Here is a 26,100-nt window from a genome sequence, read left to right as displayed (position 1 = left end):
CCATGACCGACGACATCGCCTACGGGCCCACCGAGGCCCGCCCCGGACAGCCCACCTGCCTGCGCGAAGACTGCCGGCAGCTCAACAAGCTGGAACTGGGCCGCCGTTGCCGCGGCTGCGGACACCGTACGTCGCCCCGGCCCGGGCCCGACCTGTTCCGAAGGCTGGGCTACGAGTCACGGACCGCGCCGGTCCCCCCGCCGCCGACGGGCGCGCCGCCCATGCCGCTCGCACCACCCCGTCCCCCGGCGGGACCCGCCCCGATGGCGCCACCGGGCTACGGGCCACCGGTGCCCGCGCGGCCGCCCGCGGCCGCGCTCGGTGTGCGGGAGACCGCCTCCCGTGCCGTGTTCGGCGGCTTCTGGTGCGTGATCGCGGTGCTGGGTGCCGTCGCCGCGGTGTCCGGGCTGGCGAAGGGGGACGTCGGGACTTTCCTGCTGAGCGCGCTGGTCGCCGCAGCGAGCGGCTGCTACGCCCGCTACATCTTCCGCGGCGGGCGGTTCCGGATTCTCTTCTGGTAGGGAACTCGTCCCATGGGGAGTCCGTCAGCCGCCGGTGGGTGCCGGGTCGGCGGGCGAGTGCGAGAGCCGCCACGGTTGCCCGGGGTCGGGGGCCAGCCACAGGCGCCGGCCGTTGCCGTGCTCCCAGCCGGCGCCCACCACCGCCTTGCCGAGCCAGTCCAGACCCATCGCCAGGAGCACCACGACCACACCGGTGTCCCTGATGACGAACACGCACAGGGCCGGCAGCAGCAACAGGCCGAGCATGCGGGGGGTGAAGGCGGCGCGGCGGGGACGCCCGTCGCCGTCCGGCACCCGCGCCGCGGCCTCGAACTCCGGCGTCCGTCCGACCCACTTCAGCCGGGACGCCCGCAGCACGGTCGACAGCACGAGGCAGCCGAGCGCGAAGCTGACCAGTATCCCGAGGGCTCCGGTCCGCACCGGCGGTTCCTGCCCCACGGCGACGGCCGACACCCAGCCGACGGCGACCCCGGCGAGGAGGAGCGCCGAAGCCCACAACTCATGATGCACGTACCGAACCATCGTCCCCCCATGCCCAAAGCGCCGGGTCGGGCCGCTCCCCGGAGACCACCGGCCACTGCCTCCCACCGTAGCCCCGGCCCGCCCGCTCGAACCGCCCTCACTTGTGAGCGCTCCGTGAAGGCCAGCCGCCCCTACGGCCGCGACGTCAAGGTCTCGCAGCGTAGTTGGCGGTCGGGGCCGAGTTCGCGGAGTGGGCCGGTGAGGGTCAGGTGGGACGTGTGGCGGATGTCGGCGCTCGATGCCGCCAAGCGCAGTTCCAGCGCGCCCGGTTCGACCACGCGGCGACCGGAACGGTCGGTGAAGGACGACAGGTCGGCGTGGAAGCGGAAGGTGACGCGGGCCGACTCGCCCGGGTCCAGGTCCAGGCGTTGGTAGCCGATCAGGCGGACGTCCGGGCGGACCACCGAGGCCACCGGGTCGTGCAGGTACAGCTGTACGACCTCCGTGCCGGGGCGCTCGCCCGTGTTGCGGACCGTCGCGGAGACGTCGTAGGAGCCGTCCGTGCCGATCTCCGCGCCGGTGGAGTCGGACTCCCACGCGAAAGTCGTGTACGAGCGGCCGTGACCGAAGGGGTACAGCGGTGTCGGGTCCAGGTTGCTGACCTCGCCCGCGAGGCCCAGCGGCGGCTGGAGGTACGTCCACGGCTGGCCGCCCGGCTCCCGCGGGACGCTCACCGGCAGCCGGCCCGAGGGGTTGACGCGGCCCGACAGCACTCCCGCCACCGCCGGGCCGCCCTCCTCCCCGGGGAAGAAGGCCTGGACGACCGCGCCCAGCCGGCCGTCCCAGCGGCCCAGCGCGTACGGGCGGCCGGTCAGCAGGACCAGCACCACCGGGACGCCGGTGGCCACGAGGGAGTCCAGCAGGTCGGCCTGTACGCCGGGCAGCCGCAGGTCCGTCACATCGCAGCCCTCGCCCGAGGTGCCCCGCCCGAACAGGCCCGCCCGGTCGCCCAGCACCGCCACGCACACGTCCGCCTCGGCCGTCCGCGCCACGGCCTCCTCGAAGCCGCCGGTGCCGGGGTCGTCGACCCCGCAGCCCTCGGCGAACGTGACCTTGGCGTCGGGCAGTTCGGCGCGCAGGGCTTCGAGGACCGTCGGGATCCCGATGCCCATCGGCACCTCGGGGTGGTGCGTGAGGACGTGCGAGGGGAACGAATAGCAGCCCAGCATGGCGAGGGCGTCGGCGGCACGCGGGCCGACGACCGCGATCCGGGTGTCGGGGGCCAGCGGGAGGATGCCGTCGGGGTTGTCCAGCAGGACCACCGACTCCTCGGCCAGCCGGCGGGCCAGCGCGCGGTTGGACGCCGAGTCCAGGTCGATGCGCTCGGCCGGCTCGGGGTCCCAGTCCTCGTCCAGCAGGCCCAGTTCGCACTTCTGCAGCAGCACCCGGCGGGCCGCCCGGTCGATCAGGGACTCGGGGATCTCGCCCGCCCGCACGGCCTCCACGAGCGGTGTGCCGTAGCACTTCAGGGTCGGCAGCTCGACGTCCAGGCCCGCCGCGAGCGCCGCGTGCGCCGCCTCCGCCTCGCTGCCGGCCACCCGGTGCTGGGTCTGCAGGAAGCCGACGCCGAAGTAGTCGGCGACGACCGTGCCGGTGAAGCCCCACTTCTCGCGCAGCAGCTCGGTCAGCAGGCCCGGGTCCGCCGAGGCCGGGACGCCGTCCGTGTCGTTGTACGCGGCCATCACCGAGCGCGCCCCGGCCTCCCGCAGCGCCATCTCGAACGGCGGCAGCGTGATGTCGGCGAACTCCCGCACCCCCGCCCGCACCGGTGCCAGGTTGCGGGCGCCCGCCGAGGACGCGTACCCGGCGAAGTGCTTGAGCGTGGAGACGATCCCGGCCGACTCCAGCCCCCGCACATACGCGGTGCCGACCGTCCCGACCAGGTACGGGTCCTCGCCGATGGTCTCCTCCACCCGGCCCCAGCGCGGATCGCGTACGACGTCCAGGACGGGGGCGAGACCCTGGTGGACGCCCACCGAGCGCAGGTCGCGGCCGATGGCGGCGCCCATCTCCTCGACCAGGGCGGGGTCGAAGCTCGCGCCCCAGGCGAGCGGCACCGGGTAGGCGGTGGCCCGCCAGGTGGTGAAGCCGGCCAGGCACTCCTCGTGCGCGAGCGCGGGAATGCCGAAGCGGCCCGCGGCGGCGATACGGCGCTGGGCGCGGGCCAGTGCCTGCGCGCCCAGCGCCGGGTCCACCGGGGCGGTGCCGAAGGGGCGGGTGAGCTGGCCCAGACCGTGGGTGATCAGCTCGTCCCAGTCGTACTCGGAGGTCATCTCGCGCTGCAGCGGGGCGACCCCGTCGCCGTCGGTGTCCGCGCCCACCCACACGCCGTAGAGCTGTGCGGTCTTCTCCTGAAGGGTCATCCGGGAGAGGAGGTCGTCGACGCGGGCGGCGGCGGGCAGGGCGGGGTCACGCCAGGGGGCGGTGGTCATGAAACTCCTGCTCTTGGTCGAGGCGGGGGTGTCCCTCTCGCGAATGTTTCGATGTGCACTTCGAATGTTCCGGGAACCTAGGCCGGTGAGAAGGGTTCGTCAAGAGGTCGCGCAGGGATACGATCGCCGCCATGACACCCCCGGAGCCCCTGGAAACGCGGACGACAACCCCGTCGACCGGCCGATCGGCGCAGACCGCGACGCTCGCCGAGATCGCCCGCGAGGCCGGCGTGTCCGCGCCGACAGTTTCGAAGGTCCTCAACGGCCGGGCGGACGTGGCCCCGGCCACCCGCAGCCGTGTGGAGGAGCTGCTGCGCGCGCACGGCTACCGGCGCCGACGGGCCGAGGCCAGCCGTTCGCCCCTCCTCGACCTGGTCTTCCACGAGCTGGAGAGCGCCTGGGCGATGGAGGTCATCCGCGGCGTGGAGAACGTGGCCCGGGACACCGGGCTCAGCGTGGTGCTGAGCGAGAGCGCGGGGCGGCTGACGCCGGGCCGGACCTGGGCGGACCAGGTCGCCGCCCGCCGCCCGCACGGCGTGATCCTGGTGCTCTCCGGTCTCGACGAGTCCCAGCGGGCGCTGCTGACCAGCCGCTCCATCCCCTTCGTCGTGATGGACCCGGCCGGCGACCCGGGCGTCGACGTGCCGTCCATCGGCGCGACCAACTGGCAGGGCGGCCTCGCCGCCACCCGGCACCTGGTCGAACTCGGCCACACCCGCATCGGCGCCATCACCGGCCCCTCCCGCATGATGTGCAGCCGCGCCCGTGTCGACGGCTACCGCGCCGCCCTGGAGACCGCCGGGCTGCCCGTCGACCCGGCGCTCATCGTGACCGGCGACTTCCACCACGAGGCCGGCTACCGGCAGGGGCTGGAGCTGCTGCGCCGCCCGGACCGCCCGACCGCGGTCTTCGCCCTCAACGACCTCCAGGCGCTCGGCCTGTACGAGGCCGCGCGCGAGCTCGGGCTGCGCATTCCCGAGGACCTGAGCGTGGTCGGGTTCGACGACCTGCCGGTCGCGCGCTGGGTCGGGCCGCCGCTGACGACCGTGCGGCAGCCGTTGATGGAGATGGCCGAGGCGGCCGCCAAGCTGGTGCTCGACCTCGGGCGCGAGGACCAGGCGCCGGTGGCGACGCGGGTGGAGCTGGCGACGAGTCTGGTGGTGCGCAGCAGTACGGCGGCGCCCGCGTGACGTGGGTGGCCGGAAGTTGATGTATTGACGGGTGGGGTCGACACCACGAAACTCCTCCGAAGCCAATCGGTTGCACGACCGAAACTTTCGGAGGCACCCGCAATGAGATCTCTGAGAACTGGCTTATCCCTGGCGGCAGTTGCCGGCACCCTCGCGCTGCTGTTCACCGCCCCCGCGGCCCACGCCGCCGACACGCCCCTGCGCGACCTGGCCGCCGCCAAGGGCAAGGTCATCGGCACGGCCGTCACCGGCTCCAAGCTCACCGGCACCTACGGCGACCTCGCGGGGGCCCAGTTCAACTCCCTCACCCCCGGCAACGCCATGAAGTGGGGCTCCGTCGAGCCCACCCAGGGCAGCTTCAACTGGACCGAGGCCGACCAGATCGTGGCCTTCGCGCAGGCCCACAACCAGCAGGTGCGCGGCCACACCCTGGTCTGGCACAACCAGAACCCGAGCTGGCTGACGAACGGCAGCTGGACGTCCGCCCAGCTCGGCAGCCTCCTGCAGAACCACATCGCCACGGAGGTCGGCCGGTACAAGGGCAGGATCACCGCCTGGGACGTGGTCAACGAGCCCTTCAACGAGGACGGCACCTACCGCTCCACCATCTGGTACAACGGCCTCGGCGCCGACTACATCGCCAACGCCCTGACCTGGGCGCACGCCGCCGATCCGGCCGCGAAGCTCTACATCAACGACTACAACGTCGAAGGTGTCAACGCGAAGAGCACCGCCCTGTACAACCTGGTGAAGGACCTCAAGGCGCGGGGCGTGCCGATCGACGGAGTCGGCCTCCAGGCGCACCTGATCGTCGGGCAGGTCCCCGCCACCCTGCAGCAGAACATCCAGCGCTTCGCCGACCTCGGCGTCGACGTGGCCGTCACCGAGCTGGACGTGCGGATGGCGCTCCCGGCCGACAGCGCGAAACTCGCCCAGCAGGCAGCCGACTTCAAGTCGGTCGTGGCCGCCTGCGTCGCGGTGACCCGCTGCGCCGGCGTCACTGTCTGGGGCTTCGCCGACTCCGACTCCTGGGTGCCGGGCACCTTCCCGGGGTACGGGGCGGCGACGCCGTACGACGACAACTACGCGCCGAAACCCGCCTACTACGCCATCGCCGAGGCCCTCGGAGGTACGACGACCACCCCGCCGCCCTCGGGCGCGTGCTCGGCGACGTACAGCGTGCAGAGCCAGTGGAACACCGGGTTCACGGGCCAGGTGACGGTCTCCTGCTCGGGCGCCTCCCTCTCCTCCTGGAAGGCGAACTGGACGTTCGGCGCGGGGCAGCAGATCACGCAGGCCTGGAACGCGACCTGCACCCAGAGCGGCTCGTCGGTCAGTTGTGCCAACGCCTCCTACAACGGCTCGGTGCCGGACGGCGGTTCGGTGACCTTCGGGTTCAACGGGTCGTGGAGCGGCAGCAATCCGGTGCCGACGGTGACGCTGGGCTGAGAAAACTGAGATTCTCCGAAGAAAACCGTCTCACGGGTTCGCCGCTAACAATCTCCTAATAATTCGGACTTACGTTCCTGCTCGTGACGGGACACGTGGAGAGTGGCGGCGCGGGCAGACCCAAGGGCCGGCGATCGACCGTACTGAAGATCGCCGGCCTCACCGCGGCGGGCCTGCTGGTGCTCGGCGCGGGGGCGGCCGGACTGGCGTACTGGCACCTCGACAACAACATCAAGAGCGTCGACATCAACCAGGCGCTCGGCGACGACCGCCCGGCGAAGGCGGTGACGACCCCGTCGGCCGCCGCCGCCTCCGCCTCCCCGCTGCCCTCCGGCTCGCTGAACATCCTCGTGCTGGGGTCGGACTCGCGCAGCGGCAAGGAGAACAAGGCGCTCGGCGGGGGCAGCAGCTCCGGCGCCCGGTCCGACACGGCGATGGTGGTGCACATCGACGCGGGCCGGAAGAAGGCGACCGTCGTCAGCATCCCGCGCGACACACTGGTGACGCGTCCGTCGTGCCCGCTGAAGTCGGGCGGTTCGACGGCGGTGGCGTACAACGCGATGTTCAACAGCGCGTACTCGGTGGGCGGGCCGGTCTGCGCGGTCAAGACGGTCGAGTCGATCACCGGCATCCGCATGGACCACTACGTCGAGATCGACTTCTCGGGGTTCGCGAAGCTGGTGAACGCGCTCGGCGGGGTCACCGTCACGACCGACGAGGACATCGACGACGACGACAGTCACCTGCACCTCGCGGCCGGCACCCACCATCTGAACGGCAAGCAGGCCCTGGCGCTGGCCCGCACCCGGCACGGCATAGGCGACGGCAGCGACCTGGGCCGGATAGGCCTGCAGCAGAAACTGGTGAAGGCCCTGCTGGACCAGATCGCCTCGACGAGCCTGTTCACCAGCCCCGCCAAGCTCTACGACGTCGCCGACGCCGTCACCGGCAGCCTCACCACCGACACTGGCCTGGACTCCCTGAGCGAACTGGTGGACCTGGGCCGGAGCCTGAGAGGCCTGTCCTCGGCCCACGTCAAAACAGCGATGATGCCGGTCGTCACGGCCCCGTCGGACCCCAACCGAGTGGTGGCGAGGGAACCCGCTGCGAGCAGGTTGTGGGACGCGCTGCGCTGAGCACCGGTCGGCACCGCGGCGGGTTCAGAAGCCGGGGGTGCGCGGACTGGACGGCCCCTCGTTGCGGGGATGCCGACGCGATGGGGGTTGGGGCGGCGGCATGCGTCGGGGCGACTCGATCACGGGGGTGACCGACGGACGCTCCTTCAGCGGGGAGACGATCGCTTGCGCGCCGGGATGCTCAAGGGCCTCGATCCTCCTGACCGCTTCGGAGACCCGCAGCACGCAGCGCTGAAGCCGCTGCTTGTTCATGCCGGCCACCGCCTCGCCGACGACCTTGGTGACGTCGTTCGCCAAGGTGAGGGGCGAGGGGCCCATCAGATACTGCCCGACCTTTACGGCCGCCTCGATCTCCTTGCCGGAGTGCCGCGCTGCGACCGAGAGGCCCTTGCGCGCCACCCCCTCGGAGTCCCGCAGGGTGAGGTAGGAAGCGATCTCGAACCCGAGGGCGACGGCCTTCTCGCCGGAATGCACCGCGCCCTCCTCACTCGGCGAGGTGCGCGCCCCGAAGACCTCCCTGAGCGTGTCGGGGGAGAAGTGCTGCGAACGCAGTTCCCTCAGCAGGGTCTCGGCCTCCTCGAGGAGGTTGGCGTGTGCGCGGCGGTACGTCTCCCGGTCCGCCTCCGTGGGGGCCTGCAGGCCGTTCGGGTACTCGTCGTACGAGAATCGGTAGGCCCTGCGGTTCGCCAGGAACGCCTCCCCCTGTGCCGCGGCCGCGAGGTGCACGAGGTCCTCGACGACCCCGGTGACCTTGCCCGGCACGGCCTCCGCGTCGTGCCGCTGATCGCGGGCCTCGCGGAGAGACCGCCGTAAGTGCGCGCTCCACTTGTCCAGTTCACTCATCGCTGCGCTCCCCTCGGGCGATGACACGTCCTGCGAACGTACTGACGGGGAGCCCGGCCGGGCAGGGCGCGAACTGCGTTGCGGGAGTGCGCCGTTACAACCCCCGCGCCCCCTGGCGAGTCTCCAGTCGTGTCACCGTAACTAGGGGGTCTCCCGGTGTTTTCCCTTTCTGTGTCCGGCCGTTGGGCGGTACCGATCGTCGCGGGACTGGTCGCGCTCGGCGTGGCACCGCCGCAGGAGCTGAGCCGGGCCGAGGCGGCGACACCGGCGCCCGTGCGGAACGACTTCAACGGCGACGGTTACGCCGACCTCGCGATCGGGGCCCCGAGAGCCACCGTCTCGGGCCACGCCAGGGCCGGCTACGTGGCGGTCGTGTACGGCGGCCCGCACGGACTGTCCGCCGCCCGACGGACCGTCATCAGCCGTTCCACGACCGGCGTTCCGGGCGGCGCCGCCACCGACGAGGGCTTCGGCACGCGGCTCTCCCGCGGCGACCTCGACGGCGACGGCTACGCCGACCTGGTCGTCGGCAACCGTGCCGGGAAGACCGACGCGGTGATCCTCTGGGGCGGCCCGCACGGCCTGGCCGGCGCCGGCGCGCGGTCCGTCCCCGCCACCAACACCCAGACCGGCGACTTCGACGGCGACGGCAAGCTCGACCTGGCCCTCTTCCGGACCCGTCCGGCGATGGGCGACGACCCGAACGGCAGCACCGCCAGTGTCTGGAAGGGCCCCTTCACCCGTTCCGGACGGCACGGCACCGAGACGCCCCTCGACGCCGACCACCTCAAGTACTACGACGTCCGGGACGGCGCGACGGGAGACGTCAACGGCGACGGCCGCGACGACCTGGCGCTGAGCATCTACGAGGGCGACGGCAGCTACGGCACGAGGTTCTACACCGGCTCCGCGTCGGGCCTGGTCCCTCCGTCCACCCCCGAGGCCGCCCCCGACACCGACGGCGGCCTCGCCTTCGGCGACCTCAACGGCGACGGCTACGACGACCTCGCCGTCGGCGCCGTGTTCGACTCCGCGGTCACGGTGGCGTACGGCTCCGCCTCGGGTCTCGGCGCCCGCGACACCTGGAAGACGTTCACGGAGGACACCCCCGGAGTGCCGGGCACCGGCGACTCCGTCTTCCGCTTCGGCCAGGCCCTCTCCGCCGGTGACGTCAACGGCGACCACATCGACGACCTGGCCGTCGGCATCCCCGGCAAGGAACTCGGCTACGACGACAACGCCGGCGCCGTCGCCGTCCTCTACGGCACCAGGTCCGGCCTGACCGGCGAGGGCGCCCAGTCCTTCACCCAGAACACCCCCGGCGTCCCGGGCAAGGCCGAACTCGCCGACACCTTCGGCGCGTCCGTCGCCCTCCTCGACATCAACGGCAACGGCTACGCCGACCTGGCGGCCGCGGCCGCCGGCGAGGACGGCGGCAACGGCGCGGTGTGGTCCCTGCGCGGCCGCCCGACCGGAATCGTGACGGACGCGGCCCTGGTCCTCGGCCCGAAGGCGATCGGCGCGCCGTACACGAAGGCGGCGTTCGGAGGCGAGCTCAAGTAGCGTCCGGCGACCCCGTCGGCGTCCTCATGGTCGTCGAGGTCACGGACCGTTCACGCGGAGCCCGAGGGTGGCGCCCACCGATCGGTGACCGCGCCCGCCGCCGCGGGCAGCAGCGGCGAGGAGGTCTCCACGACCTGCTCCCACCTGCGGAAACGCCGGCCCGAAAAAATCTCGGAAGAAAAATCCGTGAGTCTGTCGATTCCCCGGTCGCCCGATCGACGCCCAGGTGAGAGGCCGGAAGGAAGCCGGCCCGTGAACCGAGGAGTCACCATGCCCCGCTACCTCTCCGTCGTCCGCATCGACGAGACCACCATGCCCCCGGAGGGACCGAGCCCCGAGCTGATGGAGCGCATGGGGGAGCTGATCGAGGAGATCACCAAGGCCGGCGTGATGCTCGACACCGCCGGACTGACGCCCCACAGCCAGGGCAAGCGCGTCCACTGGGAGGGCGGCGAGCTGTCCGTCACCGACGGGCCCTTCACCGAGTCCAAGGAGGTCATCGGCGGCTACGCCATCACCCAGTGCAAGGACATGGACGAGGCCCTGGAGTGGACCAAGCGGTTCGTGAAGGTGCACGAGGAGTACTGGACGGTCACCTGCGAGGTGCGTGAGATCGCCGAGGGCTGAGGCTCGGCCGGGCCCTCCTTGGCCCAGCGCCGCGCACGGTGTTCGATGGTGGGCTGTGACAGCGCAGCCCACCGCCGACCCACGCCAGGCCACGGAGACCGTCTTCCGTATCGAGTTCCCCCGGATCATCGCCGCCCTCACGCGTCTCGTCCGTGACGTGGGCATCGCCGAGGAGCTCGCCCAGGACGCCCTCGTCGCGGCCCTGGAGCAGTGGCCCCGGGACGGCGTCCCCGACAAGCCGGGCGCGTGGCTGATGGCGACCGCCCGCCACCGTGCCGTCGACCTGATCCGCCGCCGCGAGAACTACGCCCGCAAGCTGCAGGAGATCGGCCGGAGCGTGGAGACCACGGCACCGCCCGAGGAGCCCGCCGACCCCGACGACATCGACGACGACCTGCTCAGGCTCGTCTTCACGGCCTGCCACCCCGTGCTGTCCGCCGAGGCCCGCATCGCCCTCACCCTGCGCCTCCTCGGCGGCCTGACCACCGCCGAGATCGCCCGCGCCTTCCTCGTCCCCGAGCCGACCGTCGCGCAGCGCATCGTCCGCGCCAAGCGCACGCTCGCGACCAGGAACATCGCCTTCGAGGTGCCGTACGGACCGGAACGGGAGGCCCGGCTGGGGTCCGTCCTCGACGTCATCTACCTCATCTTCAACGAGGGCTACGCCGCCACCGCCGGCGACGACTGGCTGCGCCCCTCTCTGTGCGAGGACGCGCTGCGGCTGGCCCGGGTCCTCGGTTCCCTCATGCCCAAGGAACCCGAGGTGCACGGTCTGACGGCCCTGCTGGAGTTCCAGGCGTCCCGTGCCGCCGCCCGCACCGGTCCGGACGGCGAGCCGGTCCTCCTCAAGGACCAGAACCGCCGCCGCTGGAACCGCATGCTCATCGCCCGAGGCATCACGGCCCTGCACCGCGCCGAGGCCACGGCCACCGGCGCCCCGGGCCCGTACGCCCTCCAGGCGGCCATCGCCGCCTGCCACGCGCACGCGTACACCTACGAGGAGACCGACTGGCGCAGCATCGCGACGCTGTACGGGCTGCTCGCCGCCCGCGCCCCGTCGCCCGTCGTCGAGCTCAACCGCGCGGTCGCCGTGTCGATGGCCGAGGGCCCGCGGCAGGGGCTCGCGATCGTCGACGCCCTCGCCGCCGAACCCGCCCTGCGCGACTACCACCTGCTGCCCAGCGTGCGCGGCGACCTGCTGGCCCGGCTCGGGCGTACGGCGGAGGCCCACGAGGAGTTCGTACGGGCCGCGGGGCTCGCGCGCAACGAGCGGGAGCGGGAGCTGCTGCTGGGGCGAGCGGCCGCATGTGAAGCATGATGTTCTGCCCCCGAAACTCTGTTCCCATGCGTCCCCGTGGCATCTACAGTTACTCAGCCCCTGTGCGGGGCCTGTGTTCGTGATCCATGGGGGGTCGACAACTTGAGACTGTTCACGCGCCGCCGTGCCGCGGCGCTCGCGACCGCGGCGGCGCTCGCCGCGGTGGGCACCCTGGCGAGCGCTCCGGGAGCCGCCGCCGACGACGCCGGGCCCTGGCCGGGCACCGAGGGCAAGATCCTCACCGACGGCCCGACGCTGGTCGATCCGGCCACCGGGACCGCCACCCAGGTGGGCACCCACATGGGCAGCTACGCGGCGTGGGCGCCGGACGGCAGCCGGATCGTCTCCGAATGGGGCCAGCTCGCCAGTGAGCGGCCCGACGGCAGCTCCCGGTTCAGCCTGCCGTGGCCGACGGGCGTGCGCTCCAGCGCCGAGCAGAAGGACATCGCCTTCTGGTGGGGCGGCCGTTACGTCGTCTACTCCACCGGCGGCCAGCTCGTCTACGGCCCCTCCGACGGCTCGTGGGCCCCCGAGCCCCTGCTGTCGGCCACCCAGGAGCCGTCCACCGTCTGCGACGAGGACCCGACCGTCAGCCCGAGCGGCCTGATGGCCTTCTCCCGCCGCATCAACTACGGCTGCTACGACAACGACGGCGTCTGGATCTACGACTCGTCCGCGAACACGGTCAAGCGCGTCATCGCCGACGCCGCACAGCCCGCGTTCTCCCCGGACGGCACCAGGCTCGCCTTCGTCCGCAATGTGAACGGCGGCCTCAGTCAGCTCTTCACCGCCAACGCCGACGGCACCGACGTCAAGCAGATCACCACCGACGGCCGTGGCTACGCGAACCCGTCCTGGTCGCCGACCGGCACCCGGATCATCGCCGACGTCCACACCTCCGGCGACAGCTCCGACGTGCACACCACGGAGTACGTCGACGTGGCCACCGGCGCGACGACCGCGATCCCCGGCACGCCGAAGGGCAGCAACCCCAGCTGGCAGCCGCTGCGCAAGAACTCCGCCGGCCGCGTCTGGGGCTCCGACGTCTACGCCAGCAACATCGCCTCCTCGCGCTGGACCTGGAACACCTACGGCGGCACCAAGGTCCCGGGCCTGATGGACGCCAAGGCCGCCGTCCTGATCAACCGCGACGACTCGGCGTACTCGCTCACGGCGCCCGCCCTCGCCGGCAAGAAGCACGGCCCGGTCCTCGGCACCACCAAGAGCGGCCTGACGACCGCGGTGAAGAACGAGCTCAAGCGCACCCTGAAGCCGGGCTCGAACGTCTACCTCATCGGTGGCACGTCCATCCTGACCAGCACGGTCTCCTCGCAGGTCACGTCGCTCGGCTTCACCCCGAAGCGGCTGTCCGGCACCGACCGCTACGCCACCTCGGTCGCCGTCGCCAAGTCGGTGACGAGCAGCCCGAAGTACGTCTTCCTGGCCACCGGCACCGACTACCACTCGGCGCTCGCGGCCGCCGCCGCGGCCGGCGCCGACGGCACGAGCAGCGCGGGCAGCGTCGTGCTCAACAACGGCAACTCGCTGACCTCGTCGGTGAAGTCGTACCTCAACAGCCTGAACCCCAACAACACCATGATCATCACGGTGGGGTCCTCGGCGAAGTACGCGCTGACGCACACGTACTTCTCCAACTGGCCGTCGACGTTCTCGTACTACCCGATCACGGGCTCGACGAACGAGGCCACCTCGGTCGCCATCGCCAAGTTCTGGTGGACCGCGCCGAGCACGGCGGCGCTCGCCTACACCAGCTCCTGGCGCGGCGGTGTCTCCGCGGGCGCGGCCATGAACGTCTTCGGCCCCGTCCTGTGGACCGCCAAGGACAGCCTCTCCAGCGAGGTCAAGAGCTACCTGCTGCGCGAGTCGGCGAGCACGAACTCCGTGATCGCGTTCGGCGGCACCGGCTCGGTCGCCAAGGCCGCGCTGGACACCGCGGGTGCCGTGATCAGCGCGAGCGCGAGCCAGTTCGTGTACCACCCGTACTACAACGGCGTCATCCCGACGGCCTCCCTGCAGAGCACCTACGCCGCCCGCACCAACGACGGCCGACCCGACACCCTGGCCCGCACGGGCCCGACGGGCTCCGACCCGCACCTGGACGCCCTCAGGACGGTCCAGCACCAGTAGTCCGGCACTTCGGGTGGGCGGGTTCCCGCCGCCCACCCGAAGGACCGACTTCGACCGGTCTCTTCCGGCTGCGACTGACCTTCCCCGCAGGGGGTTTCACCCGCTGCCCCCGCTGTCAGAATCCAACAGGAGGCGTAGGGAGACGCAGAGAGACGACAGGGGGGCCTGTGTCGCCGTCGGGTCAGTACGTCGCGTTGGACAGCGCCTCGGTCGTCGCCGGGTTGAGCGGTTTGCTCGTCGCGATGATCGCGGCGGCGGTGGCGGTGTGGCAGTCGCAGCGGGTGCAGAGTCTGGAACGGGAGAAGATCCGGCTCGAAACGGCCGCCCAGATGCGGCTCAAGGAGCAGGAGTGGGACCACGAGCGGCAACTGACGGAGCGTGAACGCCGCCGCGAGGCCCGCGAGGCCGAGCAGGAGCGGGAACGGGCCGCGGAACGGGTGGCCGCCCGGCGCAGCACCCTGCAGGCCGGGGCCGCGGCCTACTGCGGCCGTCTGGTGCAGGAACTGTCGACCCTGCGCATCCTCGACATGTCGCGTCCGCTGCGCCTGGAGCGCCTCTACGTCCAGGTCGGAGTGCAGGAACAGCAGCCGCTGCGGTTCCTCTCCGAGGACGAGGTGGAGCGGCAGGCCCGCCGTACCGACGCCGAGCGCCGGACCCGCCGCGGCGAGGCGGAGCGCGCGGAGGCCAGGGCCGCGGCGGAGACCCAGGCCGTCGTCCACACCTATGCCCCCGTCGACGCCCTCCAGCGTTACCGGCGCATCGTGGTCGTGGGCGACCCCGGAGCCGGCAAGACGACGATGCTGCGCCATCTTGCCCTGCGGATGGCCACCCAGTCCGAGCACGAGTCGCTGCCCGTTCTCCCGGCCTACGTCGAGCTGTTCCGGTTCGTGGAAAGCGGTCACGAGTCGCTGCTGGACCACCTCGCCGAGCACTGGGCGGAGCAGTACGGCTTCGAGGACGCCCGCGACTACATCGTGGAGAAGCTCGCCGACGGCAGTGCGGCGCTGCTGCTGGACGGTCTGGACGAGGTGCTGGGCGGAGAGAGCGCACGGGAGGCGGAGAGCGCCTACCACCGGGTCACCGCCGAACTGACCCGCCTGGCCACCCGTTTCCCCCGGGCGCCGATCGCCGCGACCTGCCGCCGGCAGGGCTGGCGGGGCGGGCTGCCGCAGTTCCAGGTGCTGGAGGCGCTGGACTTCGAGTGGCCGCAGATCGAGACGTTCGTCGCCAACTGGTTCGGCGCCGGTGACCGCCGCCGTGCGGGTCTGGTCCGTGCCCTGTCGGGCAACGGCCGGCTGCAGACCCTCGCCGCCAACCCGCTGCTGCTGAGCCTGATCGCGATCGTCTACGAGCGTGACCTGGAGCTTCCGGAACGACGGGCCGCGCTGTACCAGCGCTGTGTGGAGGTGCTGCTGCGCGAGTGGGACGCCCATCGGAAGATCACGCGGTACAGCCGCTTCACCACCGACCGCAAACAGGATCTCCTGAAGGAGATCGCCCGCCACTACCACCAGCGCGGTCTGCGGTACTTCCCCGAGGACGACCTCCTCGACGAGATCGCCCGCTTCCTGCCGACGATCGATCTCGCCCCCGAGGACAACCGGGCCATCCTCGACGAGATCGCCGCGCAGTACGGGCTGCTCAAGCCACAGGCGCACGGCTGGTACGGCTTCCTGCACCTCACCCTTCAGGAGCACTTCACCGCCGCGGCCCTTCTGGAGCGAGGGGCGCAGGGCATCGAGCAGGCGGTGCGGGCGCGGTACGACCCGTGGTGGGAGGAGGTGATCCTGCTGCTCGCGGGGTCCCTGCCGGACGCGTCGCCGTTGCTGTCGGGGTTGCTGCAACTGGAGCCGGACCGGCCGCGGACCGACGACTCCGGTCTGCTGGACCTGCCCGACGACGACCTCTTCCACACGGACCTGCTGCTGGCGGCGCGGTGTCTGACCGGCAGTCCGCGGGTGGCCGACGTGTCTCTGCGCCGGGAGATCGTCGCCACGGTCTGGCACCTGCTCGACAGCTCCCGTTACCCGGACGAGAAGCGCCGGGCCGCAGCGGCACTGATCGGGTTCGCGCGGTCCGACGAACAACTGGACGAGATCATCGCCTACATCTGCGACCACCAGCGGGACGGTGAGGCGCGGCTGGCGCTGATCCAGGCACTGGAGGCCCACGGCGGCAGGCGGGTGGGGGAGCGTCTGCTGGGCGTCTTCGCGCTGGGCGGGCCCGGCTCCCTCCAGCTGCGGGAGGCGCTGATCAACGCTCTGGGCACGCTGCGGGTGGAGGCCGCCGTGCCGGTGCTCCGCGCGGAGCTGGAGCGGAAGCTGAGGTCGCTGGCGGAGGAGCCGAGCCGCGAGGACTGGCCGGCGACCAAGGACATCGCCCTGCTTCTCCGCGCCCTGGGCCGGGCAGGTGCTCCCGCCGAGATCTCCCTGGGGGTGCTGGAGTCGCGGGTGGGCTCTCCCTGGTTCCAGACGATCGCGGCGGCAGTGCGGGACGCGCTGAAGAACACCCGGGAACCCGACACCGCCGGACGACTGCTCGACCTGCTGCAACGGCCGCTCGACCACGAGGAACTGGCCGGGGCGTATCTGGACGCGGCGGGTGAGATCGGGGTGCCCACGCTGCTGGAGCGGTTCCGGACGATGGGAAGCGGCACGGCTCTGCTGACCGCGGTGCGGGACTACATCACCGAGGGCCATGGCCGGGCGCCCCGTGACGCGCTGCTCGCCCTGATCCGGGACCCGCACGTGATGGTCCAGGCCCGCTGCCTCGCGCTCGAATGCCTGGACGAGAGCCCCGGAGACCCGGACGAGCTCAGTGCGTTCGTCACCCACCCCGACATGAGGCTGCGGGTGGCCGCCTCGGCGACGCTTGCCTCCTGGGGGGTGCCGGTGGGGCTCGACGTCATCCGCACGGCGATCGTGAACGGTGACGTCCTCCTCCTGGACCGCTGGGAGAGCGAGGAGGAGGCGGACGAGTCCGTCGCCACCCCGCACCGACTCGTGTCCGTCCTCGTGCCCTACGGCACCGCCGGCATCGTCGACGAACTACGGTCGAGGGCCGGAATGCCCGACCGCGACGGGGTCAAGGCGCGCGACTGGCTGTACGCCTTCTCGCCCGAGGACGAGGTGGACGACTGCCTGGACCGGCTCAGCCGTGGCGAGCACCTCGGGCGGTACGCGATTCCCGACCGTATCCCTCCGTCCCGGGTCCAGACGGTCTTCCGGTTCTTCCAGAGCACCCCCAGCGCGGGATTCGGCATCCTCCGCCGGGACTACGAGAAACTCCTGACGGCGGCCGCGGCCGCCGCGGACGGTGCCGACTCGGTCGCCTGGCTGGTCCGCTTCCTGCCCGGGGGCGACCTCGCCGGCATGCACTTCCCGCAGGCGCATCACCACGCCTACGAGGCGAGCCGTCGTGCGCGGGTGAGGGTCCTGCGCGACGGAAGCGTCCATCCGCTGACCGTCACGCGGGATGCCCGACAAGCATCGTCGGCGCCCCCGCCACACGGGTCAGGAACACCGTCGCCGAGTGCGGGCCGGACGGCTTGACCTTCTTGCGCAGTTCCTCCGGTTCCACGGCCGAGCCGCGTTTCTTCACGGTCAGTGTGCCGACCTCGCGCTCGCGCAGCAGTGCCTTCAACTTCTTCACGTTGAACGGGAGTTCGTCGGTGATCCGGTAGGCGGTGGCGTACGGGGACTCGTGCCGCTCGTCAGAGGTGACGTAGGCGATGGTCGGGTCGATCAGGCCGCCGCCGACCTCCTCGGCCACCTCGGCGACCAGGTGGGCGCGGATGGCGGCGCCGTCGGGCTCGTACAAGTACCGCCCGACGGGCCGGACTTCGGGGTCCGGGAGTCCTCGGCCGAGGAGGGTGCGGGGTCCGGGCAGCAGGGTGGCCCGTACCGCCCCCGGTGCCGTCCCGAACCACAGCACCGCCTCCTTCACGTCCCCGCCGTCCGAGATCCACTCGGCCTCGGCGTCGGCCGGGACGGCCTCGTGCGGGATGCCGGGCGCGACCTTCAGGGCGGCGTGCGGTGCCGTGCGGGCCGCCTCGACCGCCCAGGACAGGGGCGGCGAATAGGCCTCGGGGTCGAAGATGCGGCCCCGGCCGCCGCGTCGGGCGGGGTCGACGAACACGGCGTCGCAGCCCGCCGTGTCGACCTCCGTGACATCCGCCTGCCGTACCTCGATCAGGTCCGCCAGCCCCAGCGCGTCGGCGTTCGCCCGCGCCGCGGCCGCCGTCACCGGGTCCCGGTCCACGGCGAGGACCCTGATGCCCGCGCGGGCCAGCGCGATCGCGTCCCCGCCGATCCCGCAGCACAGGTCGGCGAGCGAGGTGACCCCGAGCGCCCGCAGCCGCTCGGCCCGGTACGCCGCCACGCGCGCCCTCGTCGACTGTTCGACGCCGTTGGGCGTGAAGAACATCCGCCCCGCGTCCTCCTCGCCGAACTTGGCCACCGCCCGCTGCCGCAGCCGGGCCTGTCCGAGCGCCGCCGACACCAGTTCGGCGGGATGGTCGCGGCGCAGCCGGGTGGCCACGGCGAGTTCGTCGGCCGGAGCCGTGTCGCGCACCTCGTCGAGGAGGGCGCGGCCTTCGGGGGTGAGAAGGAGAGCGAGGTCGTTCACCGGCTCATTGTGGGCCAGCCGGGGGACGGTGTGCGTGCGGCCGAGGTGTCGGACGGGGTTGCGGGCCGGGGGGCTGCGAGGATCCGGGCCCATGCGAGCAGTGGTACAAAATGACAAAAATAGGTCATCTTGGGGGACGCGAGTCCGTGGCGGAATCGCCGTGCTCGCCGTCGCCGCCATCGCCTCCGGCTGCGCGCAGGACAGCGGCCAGGAGGTGCGCCCGGCCGCCGGCCAGCCGCGCCTGAAGGCACCCGAGGCCCGCGCCCTGGACTCGTACGCCACGAGGCTGCGCACGGCCTACGCCGCGCGGGCTCAGGCGGCCAGGCGCTGGGGGCTGAGGCAGGTGCCGCTGACGGCCCCGCCGGCGCCGCTCCACAAGCCGCGCATCACCGCCCGCAGGGGCTTCGAGGTCGACAACCAGGAGGAGCTCGGCCTGCCGCCCGTGTTCACCACGGTCCCCACCCGGCAGAAGGTCGTCTTCCTCACCATCGACGACGGCGCCGAGAAGGACCGGGCGTTCCTGCGGATGATGAGCGAACTGAAGATCCCGTACTCCGCCTTCCTCAGCAACTTCCTGGTCAAGGACGACTACGCGTACTTCCGCAGGATGCAGTCCGAGGGCGTCACCCTCAACAACCACACCCTCACCCACCCCTATCTGCCGGGGCTGTCGTACGCGGAGCAGAAGCACGAGATCTGCGGTATGCAGAAGATCATGAAGAGGCAGTTCGGCAAGGCCCCGACCCTCTTCCGGCCGCCCTTCGGCAACTACAACCAGGCCACCCTGCGCGCCGCGAAGTCGTGCGGCATCGAGTACGCCCCGATCTGGGACGAGGAGGTCTTCGTCGACCACTGGGCGTACCGCGAGGACGACCAGGACCTGCACCCCGGCGACATCGTGCTCACCCACTTCCGGGGCCGCGCCGAGTGGAAGGGCACCATGGTCGACGACATGCGGCGCTTCCTGAACAAGGTCACCGCCAAGGGGTACGCGGTGGCCCGCCTGGAGGACTACCTGTGAGGCGCCGGAACCTGGCGACCGCCGCCCTGGCGCTTGTCCTCCTCACCGGCTGCGCCCCGTCCGTCGCGCCCATCGAACGGCTCGGCGAGAAGGCGGCCCAGCGAGTGCGGGCGAACGGCCCGTCGGGCACCGCCGTACCGCCGTACCGCCGCTGGGGCCTGCCGGAGCCGCTGGCCCGCGCCCCGAGACCGGTGCGCGCACCCGCCGCCCACCGGGCGCGGCCCCTGCCCGTCGTCTCCCGCGTCGCCACCCGCGACAAGGTCGTCTTCCTCACCTACGACGACGGCGCCGAGCAGGACCCCCGCTTCGTCGACATGGTCCGTGAACTGCGCCTGCCGGTCAGCATGTTCCTCACCGACAGCGTCGTCGGACCGGGTTACGGCCACTTCGCCCGCCTGCGGTCGGTGGGCGCCGGCATCCAGAACCACACCCTCGACCACTCCGCCCTGCGCGGTCTGCCCTACGCGGGCCAGCGCGCCGAGATCTGCGGCCAGCAGGACAAGCTCCGCTCCCGCTTCGGCGTCCGCCCCCGCTTCTTCCGCCCGCCCTACGGCACCTACGACACCACCACCCTGCGCGCGGCTGCCGACTGCGGTGTCTCGGCGGTGGTGCTGTGGCGGGCGTCGATGGAGGCCGGGGAGCCGACGTTCGCGCGGGGCGAGCGCCGGCTGCGGGCGGGCGACATCGTCTCGGTGCCCTCGGGCGAGTCGACCTCCCCGACCCTGGTCGAACGCACCCGAGGCCTGCTGCGAGCGGCACAGCAACGCGGGCTGACGGTGGGACGCCTGGAGGACTACCTGTAGCCGAACGCCACCGCGAGGAAGAACAGGGCCGCCAGTATCTGCGCCCCGCCGGTCACGGCGAACCCGTCCCGGAAGAAGAAGACGGCGGCCGCCAGGGCCACCGTCGCCAGCCCGCCCAGCCACAGCGCCGCGCCCCACGCGTGCCCGTTCAGCGCCAGCACGGCCGCGAACACCAGGCCGAAGGCGACTTCGGCCGGAACGAGGACCGCGAGCGCACAGCCGTCGGACGACAGGGACCGGGAGGGCATGGGGCGACGGTACGCGTCCGCCGCGGCGGACGGCACCCCTTCGCGGCGCCCCCGTAGGAGCGGATCGCGGGCCGACGCGCCGTCGGGATTAGCAGTCCGCTTGACCGAGTGCTAATCGCGGTCATAGTCTCGGCTCTGGCACTCCCCCCTGGAGAGTGCCAAACAAGCGACGGGCAGGTCCGGCACCCGCGACGACGGATCGACCTGGTCGCCACCTCAGACAGTTAACCCCGTGAGATCTCCGAAGGGGGAGGTCGGATCGTGACGACCGCCAGCTCCAAGGTTGCCATCAAGCCGCTCGAGGACCGCATCGTGGTCCAGCCGCTGGACGCCGAGCAGACCACGGCCTCTGGCCTGGTCATTCCGGACACCGCCAAGGAGAAGCCCCAGGAGGGCGTCGTCCTGGCCGTGGGCCCGGGCCGTTTCGAGAACGGCGAGCGCCTGCCGCTCGACGTCAAGACCGGCGACATCGTGCTGTACAGCAAGTACGGCGGCACCGAGGTGAAGTACAACGGCGAGGAGTACCTCGTCCTCTCGGCTCGCGACGTGCTCGCGATCATCGAGAAGTAGTACCGCCTCAGAGTTTTTCCGAGCTGCGCCCCTGGCCCCCCGCGACCGATAACGAAGCCGGGCGCCCGGGGCGCAGTGTCTTTTTTGAGAACCCACACATCCGAGAGGGCTCCCGCTGTCATGGCGAAGATCCTGAAGTTCGACGAGGACGCCCGTCGCGCCCTCGAGCGCGGCGTCAACAAGCTGGCCGACACGGTCAAGGTGACGATCGGCCCCAAGGGCCGCAACGTCGTCATCGACAAGAAGTTCGGCGCCCCCACCATCACCAACGACGGCGTCACCATCGCCCGCGAGGTCGAGATCGAGGACCCGTACGAGAACCTCGGCGCGCAGCTGGTGAAGGAGGTGGCGACCAAGACCAACGACATCGCGGGTGACGGCACCACCACCGCCACCGTGCTCGCCCAGGCGCTGGTGCGCGAGGGCCTGAGGAACGTGGCCGCGGGCGCCTCCCCGGCGCTGCTGAAGAAGGGCATCGACGCGGCCGTCGCCGCGATCTCCGAGGACCTTCTCGCCTCGGCCCGCCCGATCGACGAGAAGTCCGACATCGCCGCCGTCGCCGCGCTGTCCGCCCAGGACCAGCAGGTCGGCGAGCTCATCGCCGAGGCGATGGACAAGGTCGGCAAGGACGGTGTCATCACCGTCGAGGAGTCCAACACCTTCGGTCTGGAGCTGGACTTCACCGAGGGCATGGCCTTCGACAAGGGGTACCTGTCCCCGTACTTCGTCACCGACCAGGAGCGTATGGAGGCCGTCCTCGACGACCCGTACATCCTGATCAACCAGGGCAAGATCTCCTCGATCGCCGACCTGCTGCCGCTGCTGGAGAAGGTCATCCAGGCCGGCTCCTCCAAGCCGCTGCTGATCATCGCCGAGGACGTCGAGGGCGAGGCCCTGTCGACCCTGGTCGTCAACAAGATCCGCGGCACCTTCAACGCGGTCGCGGTCAAGGCCCCCGGCTTCGGTGACCGCCGCAAGGCGATGCTGCAGGACATGGCGGTCCTCACCGGCGCCACGGTCATCTCCGAGGAGGTCGGCCTCAAGCTCGACCAGGCCGGTCTGGACGTGCTGGGCTCCGCCCGCCGCGTGACCGTCACCAAGGACGACACGACCATCGTCGACGGCGCCGGCAACTCCGAGGACGTCGTCGGCCGCATCAACCAGATCAAGGCCGAGATCGAGAACACCGACTCCGACTGGGACCGCGAGAAGCTCCAGGAGCGCCTCGCGAAGCTGGCCGGCGGCGTGTGCGTGATCAAGGTCGGCGCCGCCACCGAGGTGGAGCTGAAGGAGAAGAAGCACCGTCTGGAGGACGCCATCTCCGCGACCCGCGCCGCGGTCGAGGAGGGCATCGTCTCCGGTGGTGGCTCCGCTCTGGTCCACGCCGCCAAGGTCCTTGACGGCGGTCTCGGCCGCACCGGCGACGAGGCCACCGGTGTCGCCGTGGTCCGCCGCGCGGTCGTCGAGCCGCTGCGCTGGATCGCCGAGAACGCCGGCCTGGAGGGCTACGTCATCACCTCCAAGGTCGCCGACCTCGACAAGGGCCAGGGCTTCAACGCCGCCACCGGCGAGTACGGCGACCTGATCAAGGCCGGCGTCATCGACCCGGTCAAGGTCACCCGCTCCGCCCTGGAGAACGCCGCCTCCATCGCCTCCCTGCTTCTGACGACCGAGACCCTGGTCGTCGAGAAGAAGGAAGAGGAGGAGCCGGCGGCCGCGGGCCACGGCCACGGTCACGCCCACTGACCCAGGTCAGCACCGAGGCCCGGCACCCGATGGGTGCCGGGCCTTCGCGTTCCCCTACTGCTCCAGCGCGTCGAGCGCGCCCAGCTGCTCCATCAGCCCGAGCCGGTCGTACTGCCACCACCCCTCGGCGAGCTTGCCGTCCTCGTCGCAGCGGAAGACGGTCGTCCCGGTCATGACGACGTTCCGCCCGGTGGCCGGCAGCCCCATGAAGTCACCGCTGTGGGTCCCGCGCCAGGTCCACCGGGTGCACACCCGGTCCCCTTGCGAGATCTGGTCCTCGATGTCGAAGGCGAAGTCGAACCCGCCGCGCCACATCCCGATGTCCCGCCGCAGCGCGTCCATGCCCAGGGTGTCCTGCTCCTTGCCGGGATCGTGGTCGTGGTAGTGCTCGGCGACCAGTTCGTCGAGCGCCGGCAGATCCCCCTTCAGGGCGATCGTCTCGAAGAACCGCCGCACGTTCACCGCGTGCAGCTGGTCGTCCCGCACCACGTCCAGGTCCGTGAAGGTCGGCATCTCGTCGCAGAGGGCCACCATCTCCCGGAAGATCCTGTCCGTCTCGGGCAGACCGGAGTTGCGCATCGCCTCCTCGTACGACGGGAACTCCACGATCTCGATGAAGTGCGACGCGTCGGAGTGGTCCTTGCCGACCACCGCGTGCGTCGCCGTGCGCTTCCCCTTGGTCTGCTCGACCCATGTGTCCATCAGCCGGTCGATGTCGTCGAAGTGGCTGGTCCTGCAGTCGATGATCTGAACGAAGGTCATGGCACCATCGCCTCCGGCCCCCCTGGATCCGGTCGTACCCGACCATTTTCCCACCGGAGCGCGCGGGTGCCTCGTTCACTGGGGCCCGTACTTGCGCCCGGTCCGTGAGCTGATCCCGCCCAGCAGGGACCGCGGCGTGACCTTCACCAGCCCCATCAGCGCCTTGTACCGGGGATCGGGGATCGACAACGACTTCCCCCGCGCCAGATCGGCCAGCGCCGACGCCACCAGCTTGTCCGCGTCGAGCCACATCCAGCCGGGGATGTTGTCCGTGCCCATCCCGGCGCGCTGGTGGAACTCCGTGCGCACGAAGCCCGGACACAGCGCCATCAGCCGCACCCCGCTGCCCGCGAGGTCCTTCGCCGCCCCCTGGGTGAACTGCACGACCCACGCCTTGGACGCCCCGTACGTACCGCGCGGCACGAAGGCGGCCACGGAAGCGACGTTGACGACCCCGCCGCGCCCCCGCTCCCGCATCGCCTCCGTCGCCGCCGACGTCAGTCGCAGGACCGCCTCGCAGTGGACCTTGAGCATCTTCAGCTCGTCGGCCATGGAGACGTCGAGGTAGCGGCCCTTGTTGCCGAAGCCGGCGTTGTTGATCAGCAGGTCGACGGGGTTCCTGCGGTCGGCGAGGCGGGCGGCGACCGTTTCGATGCCGTCGTCCGTCGCGAGGTCGGCCGTGAGGACCTCGGCCTCGATGCCGTGCCGGTCGTGCAGCTCGGTCGCCTGCTCCCGCAGCCGCTTGGTGTCGCGCGCGACGAGCACCAGGTTGTGCCCGTCACCCGCCAGCCGCCGTGCGAAGGCAGCGCCGATGCCCGCGGTCGATCCCGTAATCAGAGCCGTTGTCATGGCCCAAGGGTAGTTACCCGGACCGGCCGATTCCGATCTCCGCCGGGTCTCGACGGCGTCTCAGGAGGCGTACGACGCCCGGTACTTCCGCACCCGCTCCCGCGCACACGGACGACCGCACTCAAAGCGCCGGCCCATCAATCGGCGCCATGTAAAAGGATCTCTTATCCTTGGCGGTGTGATCGAAGCCCGTCATCTGCGCGTGCTGCGCGCCGTCGCCACCACCGGCTCCTTCTCCGCGGCGGGGCGCGAACTGGGCTGCACCCAGCCCGCCGTCAGCCAGCAGATGAAGGCCCTGGAGTCCTCCGTGGGCACCCCGCTGCTCGTCCGCAGCGGACGGGAGATGCGGCTGACCCAGGCGGGCGAGGCGCTCGTGCGGCACGCCAACGGCATCCTGGCCGGTCTCACCGCCGCCGAGGAGGAGGTCGCCGCCATCGCGGGACTGCGGGCGGGGCGCGTCCGGCTCGTGTCGTTCCCCAGCGGCAGCTCCACCCTCGTACCGGCGGCCCTGGCCGCCCTGCGCGCCGCCCATCCCGGCACCCGCGTCTTCCTGGAGGAGGCCGAACCGCCCGCCTCCGTGGAGATGCTGCGCGAGGGCGAGTGCGACGTGGCGCTCGCCTTCCGCTACGAAGGCGCGGCGGGCGCCGAGGAGTGGGACGACCTCGTCGTACGGCCGCTGCTGACCGACCGGCTCGTCGGACTGGTGCCGGAGCGGCACCGGCTCGCGGGGGCGGGCTCCGTCGGCATCGGTGAGCTGGCCGAGGAGCCCTGGATCGCCGGATGCCCGCGCTGCCGGGGGCAGTTGGTGGAGGTGTGCGAGGGGGCCGGGTTCACGCCCCGGATCGACTTCGCCACCGACGACTATCCGGCCGTCGTGGGCCTCGTCGGTGCCGGCCTGGGCGTCGCCGTCCTGCCGCAGCTCGCCCTGGAGTCCGTACGGTCGCGCCACGCGCGCGTGCTGACGCTTCGGCCGGCGGTGCGGCGGGAGATCGTGGCGCTTACCCTGCCCGACCTCGCCCAGGTGCCGGCGGTGGCGGCGACGCTGGAGCAGCTCGGGCGCGCGGCGGCCCGGCAGTAGGGAAGCGACCGGCCGCGAAAAAGAAGGGCACGCGTGCGTGCCCTTCTCGTCGGGAGCTCGGGGTCCGGGAGCTCGATGCCGCGGAATCGCAAAAACGTTCCTTCAGTTGTTCGAGCCGCTGTCCCCGCTGCCGGCCATCGCCGAGACCAGCCGGGTCCGCGCCCGTCCCATGAGTTCTTCGCGCTCGTCCTCGGTCAGGCCACCCCACACGCCGTACGGCTCTCTCACCGCCAACGCGTGCGCCGCGCACTGCGCGCGTACCGGGCACCTCATGCAGACCTCCTTGGCCGAGTTCTCGCGAGCACTCCGGGCCGCGCCTCGCTCGCCCTCCGGATGAAAGAAGAGCGAGCTGTCCACCCCGCGACAGGCGGCCAGGAGCTGCCAGTCCCACAGGTCCGCGTTCGGTCCGGGAAGGCGGGAGAAATCTGCCATTACGTGACCCCTTGTAGCCGTACTGAGCGGATACGGTGCCGACGACCGTGTAACTACGATCTAAGGAGATGAAAATATGACTCATTGCGAATCTAGCCGCAGACACCAGCAGATGGGAAGAAAAGGGGCCGAATGGGGCACCGCTTGTGATGAAACGTTGTGGGTCCGCCCCGCATGTCTGCACCGTGTCCGTGCCCTCACGTAGAGTGCCGAAGA

The 26,100-nt window shown here is 71.5% G+C and carries 22 protein-coding genes; 14 read left to right on the top strand and 8 right to left on the bottom strand.

The genetic code is table 11. From position 1 onward, the window contains the following. The first annotated feature begins 2 nt into the window (after window positions 1-2). Window positions 3-521 carry a hypothetical protein gene (locus ACQF4J_RS19725; protein ID WP_427166340.1) on the top strand — a complete coding sequence of 173 codons (519 nt, stop codon included), beginning with the start codon at window positions 3-5 and terminating at the stop codon, window positions 519-521. 24 nt (window positions 522-545) lie between these two features. Here ACQF4J_RS19725 and ACQF4J_RS19720 read toward each other — a convergent pair whose 3' ends face one another. Together ACQF4J_RS19720 and ACQF4J_RS19715 are read right to left on the bottom strand one after the other, a co-directional pair. Then, window positions 546-1,031, bottom strand: a complete 486-nt coding sequence (locus ACQF4J_RS19720) for a hypothetical protein (RefSeq protein ID WP_351562705.1) — start codon at window positions 1,029-1,031, stop codon at window positions 546-548. A 143-nt stretch (window positions 1,032-1,174) separates the two neighbouring features. Next, window positions 1,175-3,475, bottom strand: coding sequence for a glycoside hydrolase family 3 N-terminal domain-containing protein (locus ACQF4J_RS19715; protein WP_351562703.1), 2,301 nt, complete (start codon window positions 3,473-3,475; stop codon window positions 1,175-1,177). A gap of 131 nt (window positions 3,476-3,606) precedes the next feature. On the opposite strand from ACQF4J_RS19715, the gene ACQF4J_RS19710 reads away from it, so the two are divergent. The 3 genes from ACQF4J_RS19710 to ACQF4J_RS19700 all read left to right on the top strand — a co-directional run bounded on the left by ACQF4J_RS19710 (window position 3,607) and on the right by ACQF4J_RS19700 (window position 7,250). After that, entirely contained in the window at window positions 3,607-4,665 is a 1,059-nt protein-coding gene (locus ACQF4J_RS19710; protein ID WP_351562701.1) for a LacI family DNA-binding transcriptional regulator, read from the top strand. A gap of 102 nt (window positions 4,666-4,767) precedes the next feature. Then, entirely contained in the window at window positions 4,768-6,114 is a 1,347-nt protein-coding gene (locus ACQF4J_RS19705; protein WP_427166338.1) for an endo-1,4-beta-xylanase, read from the top strand. Between the two features lie 83 nt (window positions 6,115-6,197). Beyond that, window positions 6,198-7,250 carry an LCP family protein gene (locus ACQF4J_RS19700; RefSeq protein ID WP_351562697.1) on the top strand — a complete coding sequence of 351 codons (1,053 nt, stop codon included), beginning with the start codon at window positions 6,198-6,200 and terminating at the stop codon, window positions 7,248-7,250. Between the two features lie 24 nt (window positions 7,251-7,274). On the opposite strand, the gene ACQF4J_RS19695 is transcribed toward ACQF4J_RS19700, so the two are convergent. After that, window positions 7,275-8,093 carry a hypothetical protein gene (locus tag ACQF4J_RS19695; RefSeq protein ID WP_351802330.1) on the bottom strand — a complete coding sequence of 273 codons (819 nt, stop codon included), beginning with the start codon at window positions 8,091-8,093 and terminating at the stop codon, window positions 7,275-7,277. A 156-nt stretch (window positions 8,094-8,249) separates the two neighbouring features. Between ACQF4J_RS19695 and ACQF4J_RS19690 the strand changes: the two genes are divergently transcribed. The 5 genes from ACQF4J_RS19690 (at window position 8,250) to ACQF4J_RS19670 (ending at window position 17,300) form a co-directional block, all read left to right on the top strand. Beyond that, window positions 8,250-9,656, top strand: a complete 1,407-nt coding sequence (locus ACQF4J_RS19690) for an FG-GAP-like repeat-containing protein (RefSeq protein ID WP_427166336.1) — start codon at window positions 8,250-8,252, stop codon at window positions 9,654-9,656. A 270-nt stretch (window positions 9,657-9,926) separates the two neighbouring features. Next, entirely contained in the window at window positions 9,927-10,283 is a 357-nt protein-coding gene (locus ACQF4J_RS19685; protein ID WP_351562877.1) for a YciI family protein, read from the top strand. Between the two features lie 55 nt (window positions 10,284-10,338). Further along, window positions 10,339-11,601: an RNA polymerase sigma factor gene (locus tag ACQF4J_RS19680; protein ID WP_351562691.1), complete on the top strand. Its 1,263-nt coding sequence runs from the start codon at window positions 10,339-10,341 to the stop codon at window positions 11,599-11,601. A 102-nt stretch (window positions 11,602-11,703) separates the two neighbouring features. Next, the gene (locus tag ACQF4J_RS19675; protein ID WP_351562689.1) at window positions 11,704-13,749 is read left to right on the top strand and encodes a cell wall-binding repeat-containing protein; all 2,046 of its coding nucleotides are present in this window, start codon (window positions 11,704-11,706) and stop codon (window positions 13,747-13,749) included. Window positions 13,750-13,916: 167 nt separating this feature from the next. Beyond that, window positions 13,917-17,300 carry an NACHT domain-containing protein gene (locus ACQF4J_RS19670; RefSeq protein WP_427166334.1) on the top strand — a complete coding sequence of 1,128 codons (3,384 nt, stop codon included), beginning with the start codon at window positions 13,917-13,919 and terminating at the stop codon, window positions 17,298-17,300. On the opposite strand, the gene ACQF4J_RS19665 is transcribed toward ACQF4J_RS19670, so the two are convergent. Next, a complete protein-coding gene (locus ACQF4J_RS19665) occupies window positions 17,215-18,375 on the bottom strand; it encodes a THUMP-like domain-containing protein (RefSeq protein WP_427166333.1) in 1,161 nt (386 codons plus the stop codon). The genes ACQF4J_RS19670 and ACQF4J_RS19665 overlap by 86 nt on opposite strands. 91 nt (window positions 18,376-18,466) lie before the next feature. Here ACQF4J_RS19665 and ACQF4J_RS19660 point away from each other — a divergent pair, with 91 nt between their 5' ends. Both ACQF4J_RS19660 and ACQF4J_RS19655 read left to right on the top strand, forming a co-directional pair. Continuing rightward, window positions 18,467-19,396 carry a polysaccharide deacetylase family protein gene (locus ACQF4J_RS19660; protein WP_427166331.1) on the top strand — a complete coding sequence of 310 codons (930 nt, stop codon included), beginning with the start codon at window positions 18,467-18,469 and terminating at the stop codon, window positions 19,394-19,396. Then, complete coding sequence (locus tag ACQF4J_RS19655) at window positions 19,393-20,199, top strand: polysaccharide deacetylase family protein (protein ID WP_351562681.1); 807 nt, start codon at window positions 19,393-19,395, stop codon at window positions 20,197-20,199. Before ACQF4J_RS19660 ends, ACQF4J_RS19655 begins: the two co-directional genes overlap by 4 nt. Here ACQF4J_RS19655 and ACQF4J_RS19650 read toward each other — a convergent pair. Further along, on the bottom strand, window positions 20,190-20,447 hold the full coding sequence (locus ACQF4J_RS19650; RefSeq protein ID WP_351562679.1) for a hypothetical protein: 258 nt from the start codon (window positions 20,445-20,447) through the stop codon (window positions 20,190-20,192). The two genes, ACQF4J_RS19655 and ACQF4J_RS19650, sit on opposite strands and share 10 nt — an antisense overlap. A gap of 261 nt (window positions 20,448-20,708) precedes the next feature. Between ACQF4J_RS19650 and groES the strand changes: the two genes are divergently transcribed. Together groES and groL are read left to right on the top strand one after the other, a co-directional pair. Then, on the top strand, window positions 20,709-21,017 hold the full coding sequence (gene groES, locus ACQF4J_RS19645) for a co-chaperone GroES (protein ID WP_055493212.1): 309 nt from the start codon (window positions 20,709-20,711) through the stop codon (window positions 21,015-21,017). A gap of 120 nt (window positions 21,018-21,137) precedes the next feature. Next, entirely contained in the window at window positions 21,138-22,763 is a 1,626-nt protein-coding gene (groL, locus tag ACQF4J_RS19640; RefSeq protein ID WP_351562675.1) for a chaperonin GroEL, read from the top strand. A gap of 54 nt (window positions 22,764-22,817) precedes the next feature. On the opposite strand, the gene ACQF4J_RS19635 is transcribed toward groL, so the two are convergent. Continuing rightward, the gene (locus ACQF4J_RS19635) at window positions 22,818-23,525 is read right to left on the bottom strand and encodes an ester cyclase (RefSeq protein WP_351562673.1); all 708 of its coding nucleotides are present in this window, start codon (window positions 23,523-23,525) and stop codon (window positions 22,818-22,820) included. 75 nt (window positions 23,526-23,600) lie between these two features. Next, on the bottom strand, window positions 23,601-24,374 hold the full coding sequence (locus ACQF4J_RS19630; RefSeq protein ID WP_351562671.1) for an SDR family NAD(P)-dependent oxidoreductase: 774 nt from the start codon (window positions 24,372-24,374) through the stop codon (window positions 23,601-23,603). 178 nt (window positions 24,375-24,552) lie between these two features. On the opposite strand from ACQF4J_RS19630, the gene ACQF4J_RS19625 reads away from it, so the two are divergent. Further along, window positions 24,553-25,452: a LysR family transcriptional regulator gene (locus ACQF4J_RS19625; RefSeq protein ID WP_351562669.1), complete on the top strand. Its 900-nt coding sequence runs from the start codon at window positions 24,553-24,555 to the stop codon at window positions 25,450-25,452. A gap of 102 nt (window positions 25,453-25,554) precedes the next feature. Here the strand turns inward: ACQF4J_RS19625 and ACQF4J_RS19620 are convergent, their stop codons facing one another. Further along, a complete protein-coding gene (locus tag ACQF4J_RS19620; RefSeq protein WP_351562667.1) occupies window positions 25,555-25,884 on the bottom strand; it encodes a WhiB family transcriptional regulator in 330 nt (109 codons plus the stop codon). Window positions 25,885-26,100: the final 216 nt, after the last annotated feature.

Source organism: Streptomyces sp. C1-1, from assembly GCF_050214755.1.
GTDB lineage: Bacteria > Actinomycetota > Actinomycetes > Streptomycetales > Streptomycetaceae > Streptomyces.
The sequence above is the reverse complement of the archived record's forward strand: the minus strand, read 5'-3'. Positions and strand labels throughout refer to the sequence as shown.

Bases quoted from the DNA above. Each gene is read 5' to 3' on its own strand.
- ACQF4J_RS19630 (WP_351562671.1), bottom strand. From the start codon at position 24,374: ATGACAACGGCTCTGATTACGGGATCGACCGCGGGCATCGGCGCTGCC.
- ACQF4J_RS19635 (WP_351562673.1), bottom strand. From the start codon at position 23,525: ATGACCTTCGTTCAGATCATCGACTGCAGGACCAGCCACTTCGACGAC.
- ACQF4J_RS19685 (WP_351562877.1), top strand. From the start codon at position 9,927: ATGCCCCGCTACCTCTCCGTCGTCCGCATCGACGAGACCACCATGCCC.
- ACQF4J_RS19650 (WP_351562679.1), bottom strand. From the start codon at position 20,447: ATGCCCTCCCGGTCCCTGTCGTCCGACGGCTGTGCGCTCGCGGTCCTC.
- ACQF4J_RS19620 (WP_351562667.1), bottom strand. From the start codon at position 25,884: ATGGCAGATTTCTCCCGCCTTCCCGGACCGAACGCGGACCTGTGGGAC.
- ACQF4J_RS19725 (WP_427166340.1), top strand. From the start codon at position 3: ATGACCGACGACATCGCCTACGGGCCCACCGAGGCCCGCCCCGGACAG.
- ACQF4J_RS19715 (WP_351562703.1), bottom strand. From the start codon at position 3,475: ATGACCACCGCCCCCTGGCGTGACCCCGCCCTGCCCGCCGCCGCCCGC.
- ACQF4J_RS19705 (WP_427166338.1), top strand. From the start codon at position 4,768: ATGAGATCTCTGAGAACTGGCTTATCCCTGGCGGCAGTTGCCGGCACC.
- ACQF4J_RS19660 (WP_427166331.1), top strand. From the start codon at position 18,467: ATGCGAGCAGTGGTACAAAATGACAAAAATAGGTCATCTTGGGGGACG.
- ACQF4J_RS19695 (WP_351802330.1), bottom strand. From the start codon at position 8,093: ATGAGTGAACTGGACAAGTGGAGCGCGCACTTACGGCGGTCTCTCCGC.
- ACQF4J_RS19710 (WP_351562701.1), top strand. From the start codon at position 3,607: ATGACACCCCCGGAGCCCCTGGAAACGCGGACGACAACCCCGTCGACC.
- groL (WP_351562675.1), top strand. From the start codon at position 21,138: ATGGCGAAGATCCTGAAGTTCGACGAGGACGCCCGTCGCGCCCTCGAG.